Raw genomic sequence first — 17,708 nt, forward strand, 5'->3', positions numbered from 1 at the left:
GCAAAAAATAGTTTATGCAACTGAACCTCAGAGACAGGACGATCAATGTATTCTCTGTTATCTACAGGGATGAGGCTATTCAAAGTTATGATGCCTCTTTTATTGCCGATTTTGTGCAGGCAACCAGGGAGCATGGTTATAGCGGGTTATTGCTTTTTGAGGCCAACAGGAGTAACCTGGATCCCTGGATCACCGGGCAGCATGTGATGATGAACGGAATGGTGCCTTTTATTGCCATCAACCCGGTTTACATGCATCCCTTTGCGGCTGCCCGGAAAATAGCAGCCCTGAGCCGGTTATACCAGAACCGGATCTTTATCAATTTCATCACCGGTACCTCAGACAGCGACCTGTTGAACCTCAATGACAGAACGCCTCATGATGAACGCTACGACCGGCTTTCGGAATATATTCTTATCATGGATCACCTGATGCGCAGCGCCGTTCCGCTTACATTTGAAGGAAAGTACTATCAGGTGAGCAACCTGCTGCTGTCTGCCAAACCCGCGCCGGAACGCTATCCTGTGTTTTTTGTAGCCGGTGCTTCTGCCGGTGTGGCGAAGATCAGTGAAAAGTTCAGTGTATTCCGTGCATCCATGGGAAAGGATGTGGCTCCCCTGCAAAAAACAACCCTGCTGCCTGCAACGGGAAATGCCATTCATTTCGGCATTATCACCGCACCTACACGTACCGGAGCAGTTGCCTGGATGGATAACTGGATCGGCGAAACGAAAGTATCCCATGAGCTGTTTACGCATGCCATGGGAAATACCGCCAGCCGCTGGAAGAAACTGCTGGAACAGGCGCCGGAAGGAAACGACGGCGTATTTTCCCTGGCGCCGTTGCGGCACCTGAAGGCCGACTGCCCCTATTATGTGGGCAGCTACGAAGAAATTGCAGAAGTGATCGTTAAGCTGGTCATGAACGGATATACCACCCTCATGCTGGAGACGCCTGATTTCCCCGACGGCTATCAGCACATTGCCCACGCATTCAGTATAGCCGAAGCCGAACTGGATACGATATACGAATTACAGCAACAGCATCAGTTTGATTTTAAATTTTAACCCTATGCATGAAGAGATAATCTCACGCCTGAAAGAAATCTGGAAAGAAGTACTGAAAACCGATCACGCAGAACCAACCGATACCTTTGTTGCTGCCGGCGGATTTTCGCTGAAAGCTGTGCTGCTGACCAACCGTATCAGAAATGAATTCCGTACGGATGTAGCAGTAACGGAACTGTTCAATGGCCTTACCATACAGCTGCTGGCAGAAAAGATCGCGGCTAATGAACAATCCCCTTTTTATGGATTGGGCGCAGCACCGCTGAAAGATGATTATGTACTGTCCTACAACCAGCGGAGTATGTTGCTACGCATCATTGCAGACGGAACAGATACTGCCTATAACCTTGTCAGTACTTTTATCATGGATGGTCAGCCGGACCTGAACATACTGAATACTGCTTTCTTTGCACTGACGGAAAAACATGAAGTGCTGCGTACGGCTATTGTATGGAAAGACGGTACTCCTTACCAGCGTATCAGGGAGCAGGAGGAAATGCCGTTTGTCATATCCAGGGAAACAGCTGCCGCCGGTGTGCTGGATGCCCTGGAGCTGGAGGAAATGCAACGGCCTTACGATCCTGAAAAGGAGCTGCTGTTCCGCCTGCGCCTCCTGGCACTCGACGATGGCAGGTATGCGTTGCTGTTTTCTATCCATCACCTTATCTGCGATGCCTGGTCGCTGGTGATATTGCAGAAAGACCTGTTCCGGTATTATGAACTGTTTTCCCAAAAACAGTACCCCGACAATGCTCCCCTGGCAATACAATATAAAGACTTCTCCGAATGGCAGCATCGGATGCTGGAAGAAAAGGAAGACGTACTGAAAGCATTCTGGTCATCGGCGATACCTGTATTGCCGGCGATGAATGCCAGAAACAGGGCAGTACCTGCCGGCAACACCCTGTTCGATGGCGCAGCGGAGCGGGTGTATCTCTCCGAAAATCTTACCGCCGGTATCAGCCGGCTGGCAAGAGACAGGGAAGCCACGCCTTTTATCGTGCTGCTGACACTATCTGCTGTACTGCAGCATTACCGGCAGGGAGAAAATGAAGTGCTGTATGGAACCGTGCTCGCCGGCAGGGACCATGCCTATCTGGAAGAACAGGTAGGGCTATACGTAAATACATTACCGGTTTTTGCGCGGATATTCCCTCATATGACTTTCACGGAGGTGCTTGAAAATATGAAGGACTATATCCTGCCGGCATTCTCCCACCAGTTGTATCCGCTGGAACGCATACTGGAAGACAGGTTGCCGGGGCAGCGGCAGGGAGGGAAGGCTCCTTTCCATACCGTATTCCAGTTCCTGTCTGCCGGCGCCTATCCGGAAGATACCGTACCGCAAGTGGGCGGACTGCAGATCACCAGGAAAAACACTTCCCTGATCCGCTGCAAGTTCGATCTGCAGTTTAATGCATTTGAACAGAACGGCGGCATTGTGCTGGAAGCAGTATACCGGAAGGCTTTGTATAACAGCAGTGAAATAACTGCCCTGTTAACGTTGTTTGTCCGCATGACAGAACGCGCTGTCAACAATCCTGCGTTGACAATACACAATATTTGTACGGGAGAAATCTACCGGCAACAGTTTTCACGACTATCCTGATTCTATGAAATGTTTTTTCCTATTCGTATGCAGTCTTTTCAGCTTTATGACAGTGACTGCCCGGCAAACGCCGCTGCAGCGCTGCCATTCCTTTTTCCCGGACAGAAAGGAACTGCAGGATGATGCTATTGACTACTACCTGTTTACCGTGCCTGAAAACTACGGGCAGGCAGACACGCGGCAGATTCAGCTTGCTGTAATGGTATTGCACAGCTGGTCGCAGACGCCTCTCAAAGACCCTGTACTGTTTATCCAGGGTGGGCCGGGAGCGGCTGCATCCGCGGATATTGGCTTTTGGCAGGACCATCCTTTCCGGGAGAACAGGGATATTATTCTGGTAGATCTACGGGGCACCGGTTGCTCCGTTCCTGCCTTATGTACCGGTGAAGGCGCCCGTATGATAGGGTTGCTGGCAGCAGATAGCAGGGATACCACGACCACAGGTAAAACCAGGGTGGTAGAGGGTTGTATGGCACAAATGAAAAAGGATTCCGTGGATTTATCCGCTTACAGCAGCCGCGCCGTTGCCAGAGATCTTCATGCACTGAAGGCTGCGATGGGATACCCGCAATGGAATATCTACGGTGTTTCTTATGGTACACATATAGCCATGACTTACCTGGAGATGTTTCCCACGGATGTGAGAGCCACCGTACTGGATGCGCCGGTAGCGCCTATGTCCGGCTACTACAATCACCTCACGGGTAATTTTGCCCGTAGCCTGCGGCTGTTTTTTGACCACCTGCGCAACGATAAAACGGCAGCTGTAAATTATCCCGGCCTGGAAACGCTTTTTTACCAGACACTGCATGACCTGGAAAAACAGCCGCTGGAAGTAGCGGCAGACAAATCAATCCTCTCTTCCGGAAAATTCATATTAAACGCGGATGATATGGCCCTGATTGTACAGCAATGCCTGTACGACCAGCAGCTTATGCAGGTATTGCCGTTGATGATAACAGCATTCCATGACCGGAACAAACCTATGACGGAAGCGCTGGTAAAGGCTTTCAGTAATCGTTTGTCTATGGCGTACGGCGCTTTTTACTGCATGCTGTACAATGATATCCTTTGCCATAACAGTCTGGAAGGATACCGGCAGGACGCGGCGCGTTATCCTGATTTGCCGCTGCACTATTTCGAATCCGATATGCAGGCTGCAAAGATATGGCCCGTCGGTCCGAGGCAGGAAGCCTTTGCTGCCGGTGTATCCCTCGCGCAGCAGCCGGTGCTGCTACTCACCGGGGAAATGGATCCGCTGATTGCTCCCGCTGATGCCGCCCAGCTGACCACGGTTTTTCCGCATGGTTTCCTGATTACCTTGCCGGGCGCCGGGCATAAAGCAGGATACAGCGAAGAGGGGATAGGACTGGCGCAGCAATTCATGGACCGGCCGGAGCAGCGCCCTGATACCAGCGGGCTCGCACAGAAAGGACAGATCCGTTTTGTTGCCGGCGTAAAGGTTAGCGGCGGAACCGGCAGACTGGCAGCGGATCTGATGCAACTGAGACTGCCGGTACTTATTCCGCTGGCGCTGGCGTATGTATGGTTGTTACTGATGCTCATCAGTGTAATCATCCGGAGTTGCAGGATGCCGGTAAAATTCCTGCCCTGGAATCTGCTGCTGTGCACTGCCATGATAATGGCTTTCCTGCTGCCCTGGGGGCTGTATACCGCCATCAGGCAGACAGCAGGAATCAATCCCTATATACTCGCAGTGGGGCTGCCCGGAGCATATAGCTGGACCATTACGCTGTGTCATGTGCTGACAGCGCTTACCGGCGTATTGCTGCTTGTCTTTCTCTTTATTTTCACACGGTTGCCCTACAGGAGGCTGTATACCAGCAGTATGCTGGCATTGGTAGCCGTGATGGCCGCATATTTATATTGGGGACTTTAATAAAAAGCCAGGATCATGAAATGGACATTGTTTAAAAGAAAAGAAGTAATCATACCACTGGGCTGCGATTGCCATCCGGCCTATGTGCTCGCCCGCCTGGGCCACCGGAAGAGGAGCCTGCCTTTCGACTGGATAAGCCTGCATCCCTTGACAGCGCTGGCATATGTGCATGAGAATATCATCACGGACTTCAGATATTTTCTCCATTCCCTGCAACGGAATGAAGAGGGGCATGTATATGCAGAGAGATTCCCGGAAACTACCTTCTATCATCATGGCGATATTATCGATAAAAAAAAGACATACCGGGCATTTGTAAGAAGAGGCCGCCGTTTTATGAAGTATGTCAGGAAAAGACGATGCACCTATCTCTATAATATTGCCAGTGTAAATGTAGACAGCCCGGAAAGTGTGCAGCAGTTAACCGCCGCTGCCGTGCTTTTCTGTAATGTGCTTAAAAAAGATGACCGTTGCTGGATCTACATCAGGTATGATGAAAGCTATGAAGAAAACCGCCTGTACTGTGATATGCTGTATGAAGCACTCCGGAAAACCGGCCGTATAGCGGTGGTACGTTATATCAGGTATAAGGAAAAATTTGATATCTGGGGCGATGAAACGGCTTATCAGCAGCTGCTGGACAGCTTTCTGGAACAACCATAGCACCGCAGCCAGACCGGAAGAATATTCCGCCATCGTGTTTGAACCATTTATAATAAAAAGCGTTATTACATCATCCGTTCTGACGGAAATAACCATTTACCTTCAAAAACCATAGCACATGAAACAACCTATTGAATCCACCTTAATTAATGCCATCAGCCATTCCGCCGGTATTCCGGCGAATGCCATCAACCCGGCTCAATCGCTGGATGACCTGGGAATGAACTCTATCCTGGCTGTACAGCTTTTGTCTCAGATGCAGGACCAGCTTGGTATAAAGGCAGATCTCAGCGGCTTGTCCACCAGTAATACAATAGGAGAGATCGCGAATTATCTTGAAAGTAAAGCGTGAGCTATTTAATTACGAATTACGAATTGCGAATTACGAATGAGGAGCGAAGATGAAAGCGGATAAAGAATTTACTTCTTCGCTTTCATCTTCGCTCCTCATTCGTAATTCGCAATTCGTAATTCGTAATTTTTAAAAGAGCAATCATGATAAGTTTACATCTTTAAAACACATTTCTGTTCTTTTCGGAATGAAATTTGCTAGGAGCAGCCCATATCTCATATGCCTTCAGAAAAACCACAACGACAGAAAGGAAATTCAGACAGGCGTTGTAATAATAAAATAAGGACTTCATGCAAATTCCATTAAGATCAGTTCTGCTGCTGATATTGCCACTTGCCAGCTTTGCACAGAAAACAGTTTTACCCGGACATCCGGACATCAGCACCAAGCGTTTGACTCCCGGAAAATCGTTGTTTACGATCTATTATGTAAAAGGTAACGACTGGAAGAAAAAAGGATCCTATATCCATGATTTAGCCATTTCAGCAGATGAAATGAGATTTGTAACCGACTACAAGGATGAAAATGAAAAATGGTACAGAAAGAGAATTTCTGTAGCAGATCCTAAAACATTCAGTCCGGTCAGCTATAAGTCTGAAGGGCTGAAAAACTCCCTGGAGCTGACTTTCGGTAACACTGTGACGGGTAAGTCCCGTGCAAACGGGGAGAAAGACAAGCCTGTAACGATAAAGCCATCCGGGAAATTTGTTGATTATAACCTGGCGGAGCTGCTCTTTACCACACTGCCCCTGGATGTAGGCTATAAGGCCACCGTAACAGAATTTTATTATGGTAGCAGCCCTGACAGCGTATTGTCCAATTACGTGATAAAAGATGTAAAAAGCTATATACATCGCTCACCTAAAACCGGTAGCCACGAAAGCTGGCTCATGAATGTACTGGAAGAATCTACCGGCGCAGTTTACGCCTATATCATAGATAAAAAGGATCACAGGATCTGGCAGAGAGAAATGCCCGTGGGCGGAGGAACTACAGAAATCTGTGTAAATGAGGAACTGGATTACCAGCCGATAGAAAGCAGATTTGACAAGGACGAAAATCTGCGAAGACTGGAAAAAGGAAACGGCGTAATTGTAGGTACCGCCTTCGCAAGAGATCACGGTAACAGCAGGTTGCAGGTAGTCAATATTAACCGGGCACAATTTGCGCCAAGAGGTACGGTAGTCTCTATACTACCTAATTCAGCCTATATCGAAGAATGGAAGGAAGTGAACAAAAAAATCAGGAAACGCAGGAAGCTGCCCGAAGTTCCTATTGATCCTAACGTGGCCGCCTGTATTAAAAAAACAACAGTATATGACGACAAAGGACATTTTGAATTCACTAACCTGATGCCGGGTGAGTATATTCTGCTTACCTCCTTTGGGTATACACACCGCTATTCTTACACCTATCAGTCCGGAACTTCCAGCCTGGTTCATCCGAGCGGAACAGTGTTATCCTCCAGTCCGATTTACAGCTCCGGTAGCGGAGCCACCGGTATGACCGCGGAAATAGAAATGAAAGTGACGATCCGCAATGATGGCGATAAAGTGAATGTGAATCTGAAAGACGTACGATAAAAGATAGCGCCTGCCGGGCTTTTTAACGAAAGTATATAAGGAAGCCTTCCGCCTGTTACCGGTGGAAGGCTTCTTCGTTTAGCCGGGATGTGCCCTTGAGAACAGGTATCCCGGATATCAAGTTAACATTGCCGGATAATGACTATTTTAGTTGCAGCTGTTTGATAGCGTTACCAATTATGCGTAAAACAGCAGCAAGGTGAGTATATGATGGTACAGGAACTCAACATACAGGAAATACTGGCAAGGTTTAACCATGCCCTGGAACAGGAAATACTAATGCGTAAGGTAAAGCTGCCATACGCATGTTGCCTGTCAACGGAAGGAACAGATGGCTTCCCCAATGCGCGTTTTGTATCGCTGAAGGAAATCAGGGATGAACATTTTATCATCACCGGCACACTGACATCCCGGAAAGGAGTGGAAATCAGTAATAATGAGAAAGTGGCCCTCACCTTCTGGTGGCCTGAAACCCAGCAGCAGGTGCGTATTCAGGGAGTTGCCCGGTTGCTTGCCGGCACATGGCCGGATCATTATTTCAGCGAGCGGAACAGAGAAAGTCAGATTGTTTCAGTTGTGAGCAATCAGGGAGAAGAGCTGACAGACCCGGAAGAACTCACCCGGCGATTTGATGAAATAGCCGGGGATATTACCGCTCAGGAAGTGAAAAGGCCGCAAAACTGGGGGGCATATGCGATTGAGCCCGTTCGTATTGAATTCCTGGTTTTCAGTGAATCAAGGTTTCATGACCGCACCTTATTTACGTTGCATAATGGCCGGTGGTCAGCAATAAAACTGCAGCCATAGATATGCTGGCAGATCAGCATAGGCTGTATCAGTATTATGCTGATACAGCTTATTTTTTGTCCGGAGTATAGCAGCTTTCTGATTAAAATACGATGTGTTTTGTATAAAATACTATCACTGTAGTGTGGGATTTTTTTTTATATTTAGTAGGAGCAATGAAAATGAACCATAGCAGGAAACCGCTGCTATTATAGTGTTTACACTAATCAGCCAAAAAATGCAGCCATTTGAATAAGGTTTATTTTGTACGCCGGCTGTTAGCCTGTTGTCTCCCGGTTATGTGCGCTTGGCCCGTCATGCCCCTCTCTTACAGGCAGGGAGCCGGTAAGTAGTTTACAGCCCCTGCATTTAAATGAATATACTATCTGTCCAAAACCGTAATTCTTCACCTAAAACAGTAAACAATGACCAAAATCTTTCAATTCCTGGTGGTTACCACTGTGCTGGCAATGATAATGACCAGCTGTCAGAAACATCCTGAGCCTGCCGCACCGCAGGATGCAGATACTAAAAAGCCGGACGTGGCTACAGAAGGCATTGCCAATGGCACCTATATGCTGAACGTAGTTTATTTTGTTCCATCCGACCTGGATACTGTGCCGGGCTACAAAGCCAGGCTGAACGGTGTATTCCTCTACATGCAGAACTTTACGACCAAATGGATGAATCAATGGGGATACACCGGCAAGACCATAGGATTGCAGACAGATTCCGGCGGCCGGCTGAAAATAACACTGATCCGCGGGCAACAGGGTAAAAGCAGCTACCCGTACGAAGGTGGCGCCAATGCTGTTATGAATGAAGTAAATACCTACTTTGCAGCCCATCCCACGGAGAAAAAAAGTGATCACATCATGGTGGTTATTCCCACATACTCCTACGGCGCTAACGGGGATCCCAGCGGAGGTCCGTTCTATGGTATCGGACGCTGGTGCTTTGCACTGGATTATACCGGTCTGGATACCATCAATCTTGGCAAGCCGGATGATAAATTTTCTACCAAATGGATTGGCGGCATGGCGCATGAAATGGGCCACGGTATTAATCTTCCGCATAATGGCGGCGCCCAGTCACAGAATAATCTGTATGGCACCACGCTGATGGGCTATGGTAATGGCACCCTGGGAAAATCACCTACCTACTTTTCCCCGGCAGATGCCGCGATACTCGCCAACGGGCAGATATTCAGTACCGTTACCAGAACAGACTGGTACGCAGATCCCGGATGCCAGGTTAAACGCGTGTACGCCGATTATAACAGTAGCTCCGCCAGCATAATTGTTTCCGGTAAATTTACGGCTGTAAAAGCGGTGAAGGATATTGCCTACTATAACCGCAATACCGGCAATGATAACGGAGGATATAATTCAGTCACATTCGCTTCCAAGCCAATTGGTACCGACAGCTTCCGTATCGTCATGCCTGTCAGTGATTTCAGGGATAAGGGAAACACGAATTATGAATTCACCATCAGGCTTGTGCATGAAAATGGCAGCATCTCCAGTTATGTGGCTTCCTACAGTTTCGTAAATGATGTTCCTGTGATCACCTTCGGTGATAAGGTGGTATATGATAAAACCGGATGGACGGTAGCCGCCTACAGCTCTCAGGAAACCGCCAGTGAAAGCGGTGCTGCAGCCAATATCATTGATGGCTCCGGCAGCACTTTCTGGCACTCCCGCTGGTCTTCCAATGCCACCAGCTACCCGCACTATATTACCGTAGATATGGGCCAGGCGCTGGATGTAAACCGTTTTACATTTAAGCAGCGCGACAGCAGAATGGTGAAAGTGGTAGAAATCCTGACCAGTAACAACAATGCCACCTGGACCTCCCTGGGCGATTTTACCCTGGCACAATCCACCAACCCGCAGAATATAGTGCTGTCATCAGTCAAAAATTTCCGCTACTTCAAACTGAATATGAAAAGTTCGTACGACGGTCAGCAGTTTGCTGCCATGTGCGAAGTAGGGACATATAAAGATTAGCACAACGATATTGCAGACATCGATCCTCTATGTTCAGCATACATAATCCGGGTATTCTTACCCGGATTTTTTTTTGATGTTTTGTTGCAGCAGAATAGGTAAATAATCACTATATTCGGACTGGAAGCAGATAAGTATACCCCAAAAACGCCTCCGTAAATAAGGAAGCAGCTATACTTACAGATCAGATATCATACAACAAATCATACATTCCAGGTCATGTGGAAAAAGCAGCGGAACGATAATACAACCGGCACTTGATGCCTGTCATGTTACCATTATCCCTGATGATCCCCTTCTCAACCCCTTTAATAATTGTCTATGAATAATGCACAACCGGTTTATGTATCCAATGCCGTTTTTCAATTGGGAAAATCTAAAAACTGGAGCAGCATACTCGTGCTGGAGTATGTAAATGATATGGCGAGGAAAGGGAAAGTCCTGTCTGCCCAGGATATACAGAAAATAAAAAATGCAGCAGATAAAATTTACTCGGCTGAATATCCGGCATACAGGGAGAAAAAATTTGACTCGGAATGGGTACAGGCGAGATACGATTTTTACCAGGATATCAGAAAAGTAGGATTTGTTGGTGCTGACTACCTGGGAGATTATTTCAGTAAAAAGATTGAAGAAGTGTATGAAGCATCTGCACTTAATGTAACGAAGGACATCAATCTCCAGAAACAGAGTGAATTCAGCAAGGGTATTGACAATGCGGAACGGGTACTGAATGAAACATACAGCATCGCTGCAACTGATCCCGCATTTAAGGAAAGCATCGATAATGTATTTTCCCATGAGTTTAACAGCCTGCTGGACAACAGTGAAAAGGAAATACGAACGGCCAATGCTGAATTTGACAGCTTCCTGAAGGTGAACGGGCTGGTGAAGGCAACCGGAGAAATATTATCCGGCGATGCGGAGCTTAAATCCGTTATTAATGCAAAGCTGGAAAGCGTACTGGATGCCGTGCAGTCCGGACAGGAGGAAGTAGTGAAGAAAATAGACCGCATAGGCGCGAAGGTGGAAGATATGGGCAGTAAAGTAGATTATCTGTTTGAAAAAATAAGAACAGAACAGGAAGAGAAAAACAGGATTGCCCTGCAGAACTGGGAAGACTATTCGGTACAGTCTATCATTTCACTGGCGACGAATATTATCGGAGATCCTAATTTAACGAAAGGAGTAACGGCAGTTGCCAGTGCAGCTTTCCAGATTAAGAGCCTGTCGGCCCAGTATAACAGCATTCAGCAGATGTCCGCTTTAGGCTCCCTGGGACTCATTTCCGGATATGCAGGCGTTGCGCTGTCGCTGTATAATGCATTCAACGCACCTGAACAGCAGAATGCCGACGCCATTATATTACAGAACCTGCAGAAAATTTCCGAACAGATAGAAGCACTCAGAAAACAGGTGATGGAAGGCATATCCATTCTTGATAAGAAAATCGATGCCTATTTTGAGATAACAAATGAGAATATAAAGTATATCATCCAGTTCCTGCAGGGAATGGATGTAGATCTGGACAATGTTGGCGATTCGCTGAAGAACATCTCCCTGCAGATAAATCTTTATTGGAAAGATGTAAAAACAAAGCTCGATTATCTCATTAATGATGATATAGAAGATTTAAAATCCGATATCGAAAATTTTAAATCTACCTACGACAGAGAAATGACCGTGGATGAATACAAGGCATACATGCTGCGGGTATTTAATGTATATGAAGAGTCGAAAAAGGCAGTATTCACCGGTAATAAGGAGGCTATCGGCAATGAACGTCAGTTGTTTGTTGAGATAGAAAATAAAGGGGCAGCGGAACTGATTAATCTGTTAAGAGCTATTATCAGCGCCAACTCAGAGTATAAACTTTTCAAAGAAAGAGTTAACCCCGACCGGTTAAGCATTTGCATGAACCTGTTAACAAGACTGGCAATAGATAACCCCCATACCTTCAGGGAAATCAAGCCAACCAAATACCAGGAGCTGTATGAAGAATTCAGGATACAGAGAAAAGAAATAGCAGAGATCAGGGCTAATAAGAATAATAGCCTGGTAAGTGTATTTAAAAGGCTGATCGCCGGCTACCTGCAGTCTGTAGAAGATTTCCAGAAAGAGATAATGAAGATATACAGGGAAGAACTGATAAAAAATGCGGACATTAAAGATAAGTCGAATGCTAATCTGATAACCAATGTGCTGGAAATCTATTTCGAGTTATCCAATTTTACCCCGGGAGGATTTAACATGGGGATGATAGACAGGTATATCCGAATGGCTTTGGATAAGCTGACGTTTATGGAGTTTGAGCATGCTCCCTATTCCGACTGGCGTATTTTTATCAATGCCGGTAATGGTACCGTTGATTTTTCCTTGCCGGAAGCCTATATAGAGAGTAATAGCCGCTACAGGGGCAATGCAGGTTTCCCGAAAGTATTTCTTACAGAAAATCCCTCCAGGGAACTGCTGGATGCAATGCCGTCCTTAATATTATTGCTCAGCTTTGATGCGCTTAACCTGGAAAGGAAGTACTTTGCTTCCTATGTAAATTTTACCAAAACTATAGTGAGCGCCCCGGGAGTAAGTATCACCCCTTATGAAAAAGGGAAACCGGCAATATATTACAGGCTGCTCTGGAATGGCATGTTACTGGGAAAACCGGAAATAGTATCGCCGGTAATCAATTTTATCAGCCCCGCATATATGGGGCAGGAGCAGTCAATTACCAGTCTGAAGGATTTATGTACCAACTATTACTTCTGGTATTATATTCCCGACAGCGGTAGTAACTTCCCGGAATTTGAAGTTCACAGGAAGGAACTAAATGACCGGTTAACATCTATTGTTACTGCTTATCTGTTGCAGGTACAGAGCCGGGTACTGCATGATTTAAACGACATGAGTACCGATCTGTTCAGGATGGTTGCAGGTATTGAAGGGAATGCCAGCCTGATTAAATTAATGCTTAACTACCTCTTTAACGGTATTAATGATGACCTGCTGAATTATCTGACAGGAGATATAAGAACCCGCTTTGATATTAATGAATTCAAGTTCACCGGGGGGAATGGATTAAATTATCTCCCGTTGCTGAATGCGGAATATATTCAACTGATTATTTCATCTCTCAGTATAGATAAATCGGATGTTTTCGGCTCCTTACTGGGACGTGATTTTCAGTTGTTCAACACTGATTTTGAAGAGAAATGCAAAGAAACTACAGAAGTAATGGTGGCAGAAATCCAAAAATACCTGACAGCGGATACGCTTAATTCATTTCAGCAGATAACCGATAATCAGGTATTATTTGAAATGTTGCTTGCCTCAAAATGAGGACTGTTACCGGGAATAACCTTATATCCCGGTGAACCGCTTTCTGACTGCCTGTAATTGTTTTGCATTCATGCGGGAAGTTTTTTCGAGTACCTGGATAAAATAATCGACTTCTTCTTTTTTGGAAGGGCAGCCTACATTTTCAAGTTTTCCTTCCGGTGATTTCAGGCGGCTGTCCGCCAGCAGTTTTCCGGAAGCGTCAAATACCAGCCAGTAGGGAATACCTGAGTTGCCTCCGTTATACCTGGCGAGCATCTCTGCGCCGCCTGGTGTTTCGAGCGCCTTCTTCTCTTTGGACTCCATTACTGTGATGTGCCGGATTACAAAGTTATCGTCAAATGCTTTCCTGCAGGATATATCATTCATGGCTGTATCCATTTTATGGCACCAGCCGCACCAGGAAGCATGGAAAATAATGAATACGTTCTTCTTCGATTTAGCTGCCAGTGTGGAGGCTTCCTTCAGTGTTTTGTCTGCAGAGGCAGGCTGTTGCGCCCGCGCAGCCGTGAAGGAGAGGAACATCATGACAAATAATAATCTGATTGGTTTCATATGGCAACGGTTTTATAACAGGATTTTAAAGTGGATGGTAAGATAAAGAAAAGTTAGGATTTGGTAAGTTTCCGGTTGGCCGGGAACAAAAAAGCCTTACAATGATTCATTGTAAGGCTTTTCAGCATATTGGAACAGTACGGTCAGCGTTTCTTCTTTGCTTTTGTCACCGGATATTGAGCAGCAGATATCGCGAAGCTGAAATCCCCGAAGATATTATTGTTTACGGAATCAGCGGGGAAAGGTGCAATGGTGCTGAATTTATGACAGCTATAGCAGGTGTTGGTATTTTGTACATAGCTCTCCATGGTAGTATTGGCTACTATATGAGCGCCGCTCAGCATAGCAGAGATGTTTAGTGGAAACGGCGCCTGAATGGGTGTTGTCTTGTCTGGCTGTAATGTTTGCGACCAGATGACATCTACCAGTTCATAGTACTGGAAAACAGACTGGGGGTAAAATCTCCTGATATTGTTTTGCATGCTGTCATTGATGGGCGAAGCATCCGCCTTGTCAATGGCGTTGGATCTGGTGAGCTGTATGGGTACGGGAGCCGCCTGCGACAGGTAATAAGGAGGGGAGGTGTTGGGCGTACAACCTACGGTAGCTGTGCCTCCTCCGTTTAAGTTTACCTGCCGGGCAGTACAGGCCCCGTTGTAAAAATTATACCCGTACGGGGGGGCGGGCCTGCTGTCGTCCGGCACATTATCTATCTGCTCAAAGGTAGCCCATACCCAGGTAGGTTGATTCTGTGTTTTGTGCAGGATATGCAGGCCAACCAGTGCTACATTCGTTTCTCTTAAATTTCCGGAAGCAGAATCATATACGGTGGCTTTGGAGAGTTTATAACGTTCCCATTTGGGCGAATTGATGTTGTCCACCTCCATCCAGGCGGCTTTTATCTCTATAGCGCCTTCAGGGCCATTATACTGACCTTGCGGAAAATTAATGGGAACACCCTTCCGCACCGAATCATGTTGTGTAATGGCGTTGTAGTAGCCGTTTTTGATGACAAAATCATAATAGTCCTTATTCAGTTTAATCTCATACCATAAATTGGTATTATTCTGTGCACCGAGCCAGTTGGGTTTGTCCATAGGCGCTGCCTGGTCCGGATTCAGCCTGAAAGTGGAGTCAACGGCAAATTTGGTCGTGAAGGTTAACAGTTTCGTATCTGTTAAATTCATCACCAGGTCCTGCGTTTTAAATTTAGCGGCGTATTTCGGGGAAACGAGTGTACCCCATCCGGAGGGGTGTACGCCTCCTGGTTGGAACAGTACATCCAGCGGCATATATTTCTCCCAGCCTACAGGTGAAAAATCTCTGGGAGCGCCAAAATATGCAGCTGTGTCAACCGGCCAGTTTAAGGTAATGAACTCCTGCCAGGCAAAGCAGTCTGCCTGCGATTGATTGTTAAATGCGGGAAGATCTCCCGGTACCTTGTTATTGAAATTGATAACCACCTTATAGAGCGGAGAACTGGCGTAGCAGTTGCAGCTGTTGGTTGATACCGGCCGCTGACGGTTTCCGTTACCCGGTTTGAAGGCTGTAATGATAAACTGACTGATGAGCAGGGCGGTACATGTAATAACGATGATAGATAAGGATCTTTTCATTTTTGCATGGTTTAAATGAAGTGGTGCTGATATGCAAGAGGCACATATAAGTAATATGTACCTCTTGCATGTATTTGGTCTGACACTGATGTTTGGCTGTAATCAGCTTACATCAATTGTAACAGAGACAGCTCCTATATTATCAGTTAATCCGGCGCCGTATTGCTTGTTCAGGTCATCATTGATGCACAGCTGTAATTCTCCGCTGAGGTTAGGAGGAACAGTTGCCTCGAGGCCAACCATGAAAATGGTATTGCCAACTCTGCCAACGAGAGCGCCGATGTTTTGCCCTGCCATCGGATAGCCCGGAGGGGCGGCGAAAAAGCTGGGGTTACCTGCTGCATTGTACAGTTTACCTCCGTTATCGGCCGGGTTGGCAGTCCATAGGCCCGTGGTATATTTTATAGTAGCCCTGTTACCGGCGTTAAGTACCACGCCGGTATTCTGCCAGGCAATGGTGGACTGAACGGTTACAGGGGTTACTGACAGCAGCGCGGGCATCGCTACTGAACGTGGCTGCCCTACATTGGTGACATATACGCCATGCAGCCCGGCCCTGGCATTGTTGCCAACGGCTACCGTGATATATATGGCCTTGTAGGTGCTGGGTTGGCTGTTCCCCGGTACGGCGTAGCTGATATTATCCTTTACGGCAGTTACCTGCGCTGTAATATTGGAATCATCAAAGGTTACCGCAGGATAGGTGCCTGGCTGGCCGGGCTGCGCGGTGCAGGTGTCCACTATCAGCACCATGCTGGCAGCTGTAGCCCCCATGTTGATAACAGCAGGTATATAGGTACTGTTACTTAATAAAGGAATGGGGTGATTTACCGGGTTAGGCACCTGTGTATTGTATAAAGTATCAAAGTAGTCCTGATAGAATAACTGAACCGGTTGCGCGTAGGTTGCATCCGGAGGTGTACTGTCAACGGGTTCATAACCCTGAGGAACGGTGCCGGTGAATGCACTGGCTACAATCTGCATTTTGAAGGTGTATGCCACCTGGGAGCCCCAGTTAATGGGCTTCCCGGAAATAGTAATATCACTTACGGTATAACCCTTATCGGCAGGCACTTCATAGACGGCGTGCAGAATAAAATTCCCCGGCAACGGATTTCCATCCTGATCTTTCAGCGTTTTACTGCCACGCTTAATAGTCCAGAAAGTAGACGCATCCGTTTTATCAGGGGTCTGGTAGTTGGAAAAGTCAGGCATCTGAATGTACAGTCCCGGAGGGTCTGCCAGTGTCACCACCATTCCCTGGGTAACGAAATAATTTACCGCACCACCGATATTAGGATCACTGTTGCGGTACCGCTGACCGAACTGGCCTACGCAGATTAAATCATTGTATTGCGACGATGGCCACATTGTATTTGTAGTAGCCGGAGGGGGAGGAGGGTTGAAGCGTTGAATGGTAGATGTTGTGGCCAAGCCTATCTCAGTCTGTATGGTGTTAGGCGTACTGGTCAGGTGAATAGCGCCTCCGGAGCCAGCACCGGATACCGGTCCGCTGTTCCATTTGTTTAAGGGGTTGTACACCGGCTGGTTGGTAACGGGATCCACTATGCCGGGTACAGACAGATCTTCCAGGGTGATCTGCGGCTTGTCCAGGATAGACTGATACAAAGCCAGCACCTGGTTAGGGTCTACTGACCATAGGGTGTTCCAGTATTCAGGGTTTTCGCAGGTGAAATCGATGCGCGTAATTTTTCCTGCATCATTCCTGGTTACCGCCCATTCACAATATTCGTCTTGCCAGCCTCTCGGACCATAGGGGAAATAGGCAACATTTTGTCCTGTACCGCATGGGTCATTGGATATTTGTCCGGGCATTGATCCGGTATCAGCCATTTCATACAACTTATCCTGTGATTCGCCGGGGAAATTGTATTCGAGTCTTCCCGGAAAGGCCAGCCATTGAATATTGGCTGCATTGCTCGGAGGGTTGTTGTCGATCGGGTTGTAATAATTTGTAGGCGGTGGCGTATTGATAGAATTCCAGGGATTATTTAACATGCCCTGTTGGGTGAATCCATTGAGGTGGTTACTCCAAAGACTATTCATCAGGGCTTGTTTGGGCGGATTGTTCGCAAAATCCTGGATGTCGGCCGGCGTGCGGAAATGAAATCCGGAAGTGGCCGCAGCGGCTTTTTTGTCTGGGGCAGTTTTTTCTACGCTTTGCATTTCGATTTGTTTTACATGGTTATTTAATGAGAGAGAACACGCGTATGT

The 17,708-nt window shown here is 46.9% G+C and carries 12 protein-coding genes; 9 read left to right on the plus strand and 3 right to left on the minus strand.

What is annotated here, in order from left to right:
- Positions 1-14 precede the first annotated feature (14 nt).
- The 9 genes from GWG06_RS10395 (at position 15) to GWG06_RS10435 (ending at position 13,305) form a co-directional block, all read left to right on the plus strand.
- Positions 15-1,067 (plus strand): LLM class flavin-dependent oxidoreductase, encoded by a 1,053-nt coding sequence (locus tag GWG06_RS10395; RefSeq protein WP_160713091.1) that lies wholly within the window; start codon positions 15-17, stop codon positions 1,065-1,067.
- 4 nt (positions 1,068-1,071) lie between these two features.
- Positions 1,072-2,676 (plus strand): condensation domain-containing protein, encoded by a 1,605-nt coding sequence (locus GWG06_RS10400; RefSeq protein WP_160713093.1) that lies wholly within the window; start codon positions 1,072-1,074, stop codon positions 2,674-2,676.
- 4 nt (positions 2,677-2,680) lie between these two features.
- On the plus strand, positions 2,681-4,576 hold the full coding sequence (locus GWG06_RS10405) for an alpha/beta fold hydrolase (protein ID WP_160713095.1): 1,896 nt from the start codon (positions 2,681-2,683) through the stop codon (positions 4,574-4,576).
- Positions 4,577-4,591: 15 nt separating this feature from the next.
- On the plus strand, positions 4,592-5,239 hold the full coding sequence (locus GWG06_RS10410) for a DUF1796 family putative cysteine peptidase (RefSeq protein ID WP_127041131.1): 648 nt from the start codon (positions 4,592-4,594) through the stop codon (positions 5,237-5,239).
- Between the two features lie 118 nt (positions 5,240-5,357).
- On the plus strand, positions 5,358-5,591 hold the full coding sequence (locus GWG06_RS10415; protein ID WP_160713097.1) for an acyl carrier protein: 234 nt from the start codon (positions 5,358-5,360) through the stop codon (positions 5,589-5,591).
- A gap of 290 nt (positions 5,592-5,881) precedes the next feature.
- A complete protein-coding gene (locus tag GWG06_RS10420) occupies positions 5,882-7,174 on the plus strand; it encodes a DUF3108 domain-containing protein (RefSeq protein ID WP_127042756.1) in 1,293 nt (430 codons plus the stop codon).
- A 207-nt stretch (positions 7,175-7,381) separates the two neighbouring features.
- On the plus strand, positions 7,382-7,981 hold the full coding sequence (locus GWG06_RS10425) for a pyridoxine/pyridoxamine 5'-phosphate oxidase (protein ID WP_202182989.1): 600 nt from the start codon (positions 7,382-7,384) through the stop codon (positions 7,979-7,981).
- A 404-nt stretch (positions 7,982-8,385) separates the two neighbouring features.
- A complete protein-coding gene (locus GWG06_RS10430; protein WP_160713099.1) occupies positions 8,386-9,969 on the plus strand; it encodes a discoidin domain-containing protein in 1,584 nt (527 codons plus the stop codon).
- Positions 9,970-10,290: 321 nt separating this feature from the next.
- Positions 10,291-13,305: a hypothetical protein gene (locus GWG06_RS10435; RefSeq protein WP_160713101.1), complete on the plus strand. Its 3,015-nt coding sequence runs from the start codon at positions 10,291-10,293 to the stop codon at positions 13,303-13,305.
- 21 nt (positions 13,306-13,326) lie between these two features.
- On the opposite strand, the gene GWG06_RS10440 is transcribed toward GWG06_RS10435, so the two are convergent.
- The 3 genes from GWG06_RS10440 to GWG06_RS10450 form a co-directional block, all read right to left on the minus strand.
- Entirely contained in the window at positions 13,327-13,857 is a 531-nt protein-coding gene (locus GWG06_RS10440; protein ID WP_160713103.1) for a thioredoxin family protein, read from the minus strand.
- A gap of 143 nt (positions 13,858-14,000) precedes the next feature.
- Positions 14,001-15,473 (minus strand): cytochrome c family protein, encoded by a 1,473-nt coding sequence (locus GWG06_RS10445; RefSeq protein WP_160713105.1) that lies wholly within the window; start codon positions 15,471-15,473, stop codon positions 14,001-14,003.
- 102 nt (positions 15,474-15,575) lie between these two features.
- Entirely contained in the window at positions 15,576-17,660 is a 2,085-nt protein-coding gene (locus tag GWG06_RS10450; protein ID WP_202182990.1) for a hypothetical protein, read from the minus strand.
- Between the last annotated feature and the right edge of the window lie 48 nt (positions 17,661-17,708).

The sequence above is a fragment of the Chitinophaga solisilvae genome, from assembly GCF_009928525.1.
GTDB classification, from domain to species: domain Bacteria; phylum Bacteroidota; class Bacteroidia; order Chitinophagales; family Chitinophagaceae; genus Chitinophaga; species Chitinophaga solisilvae.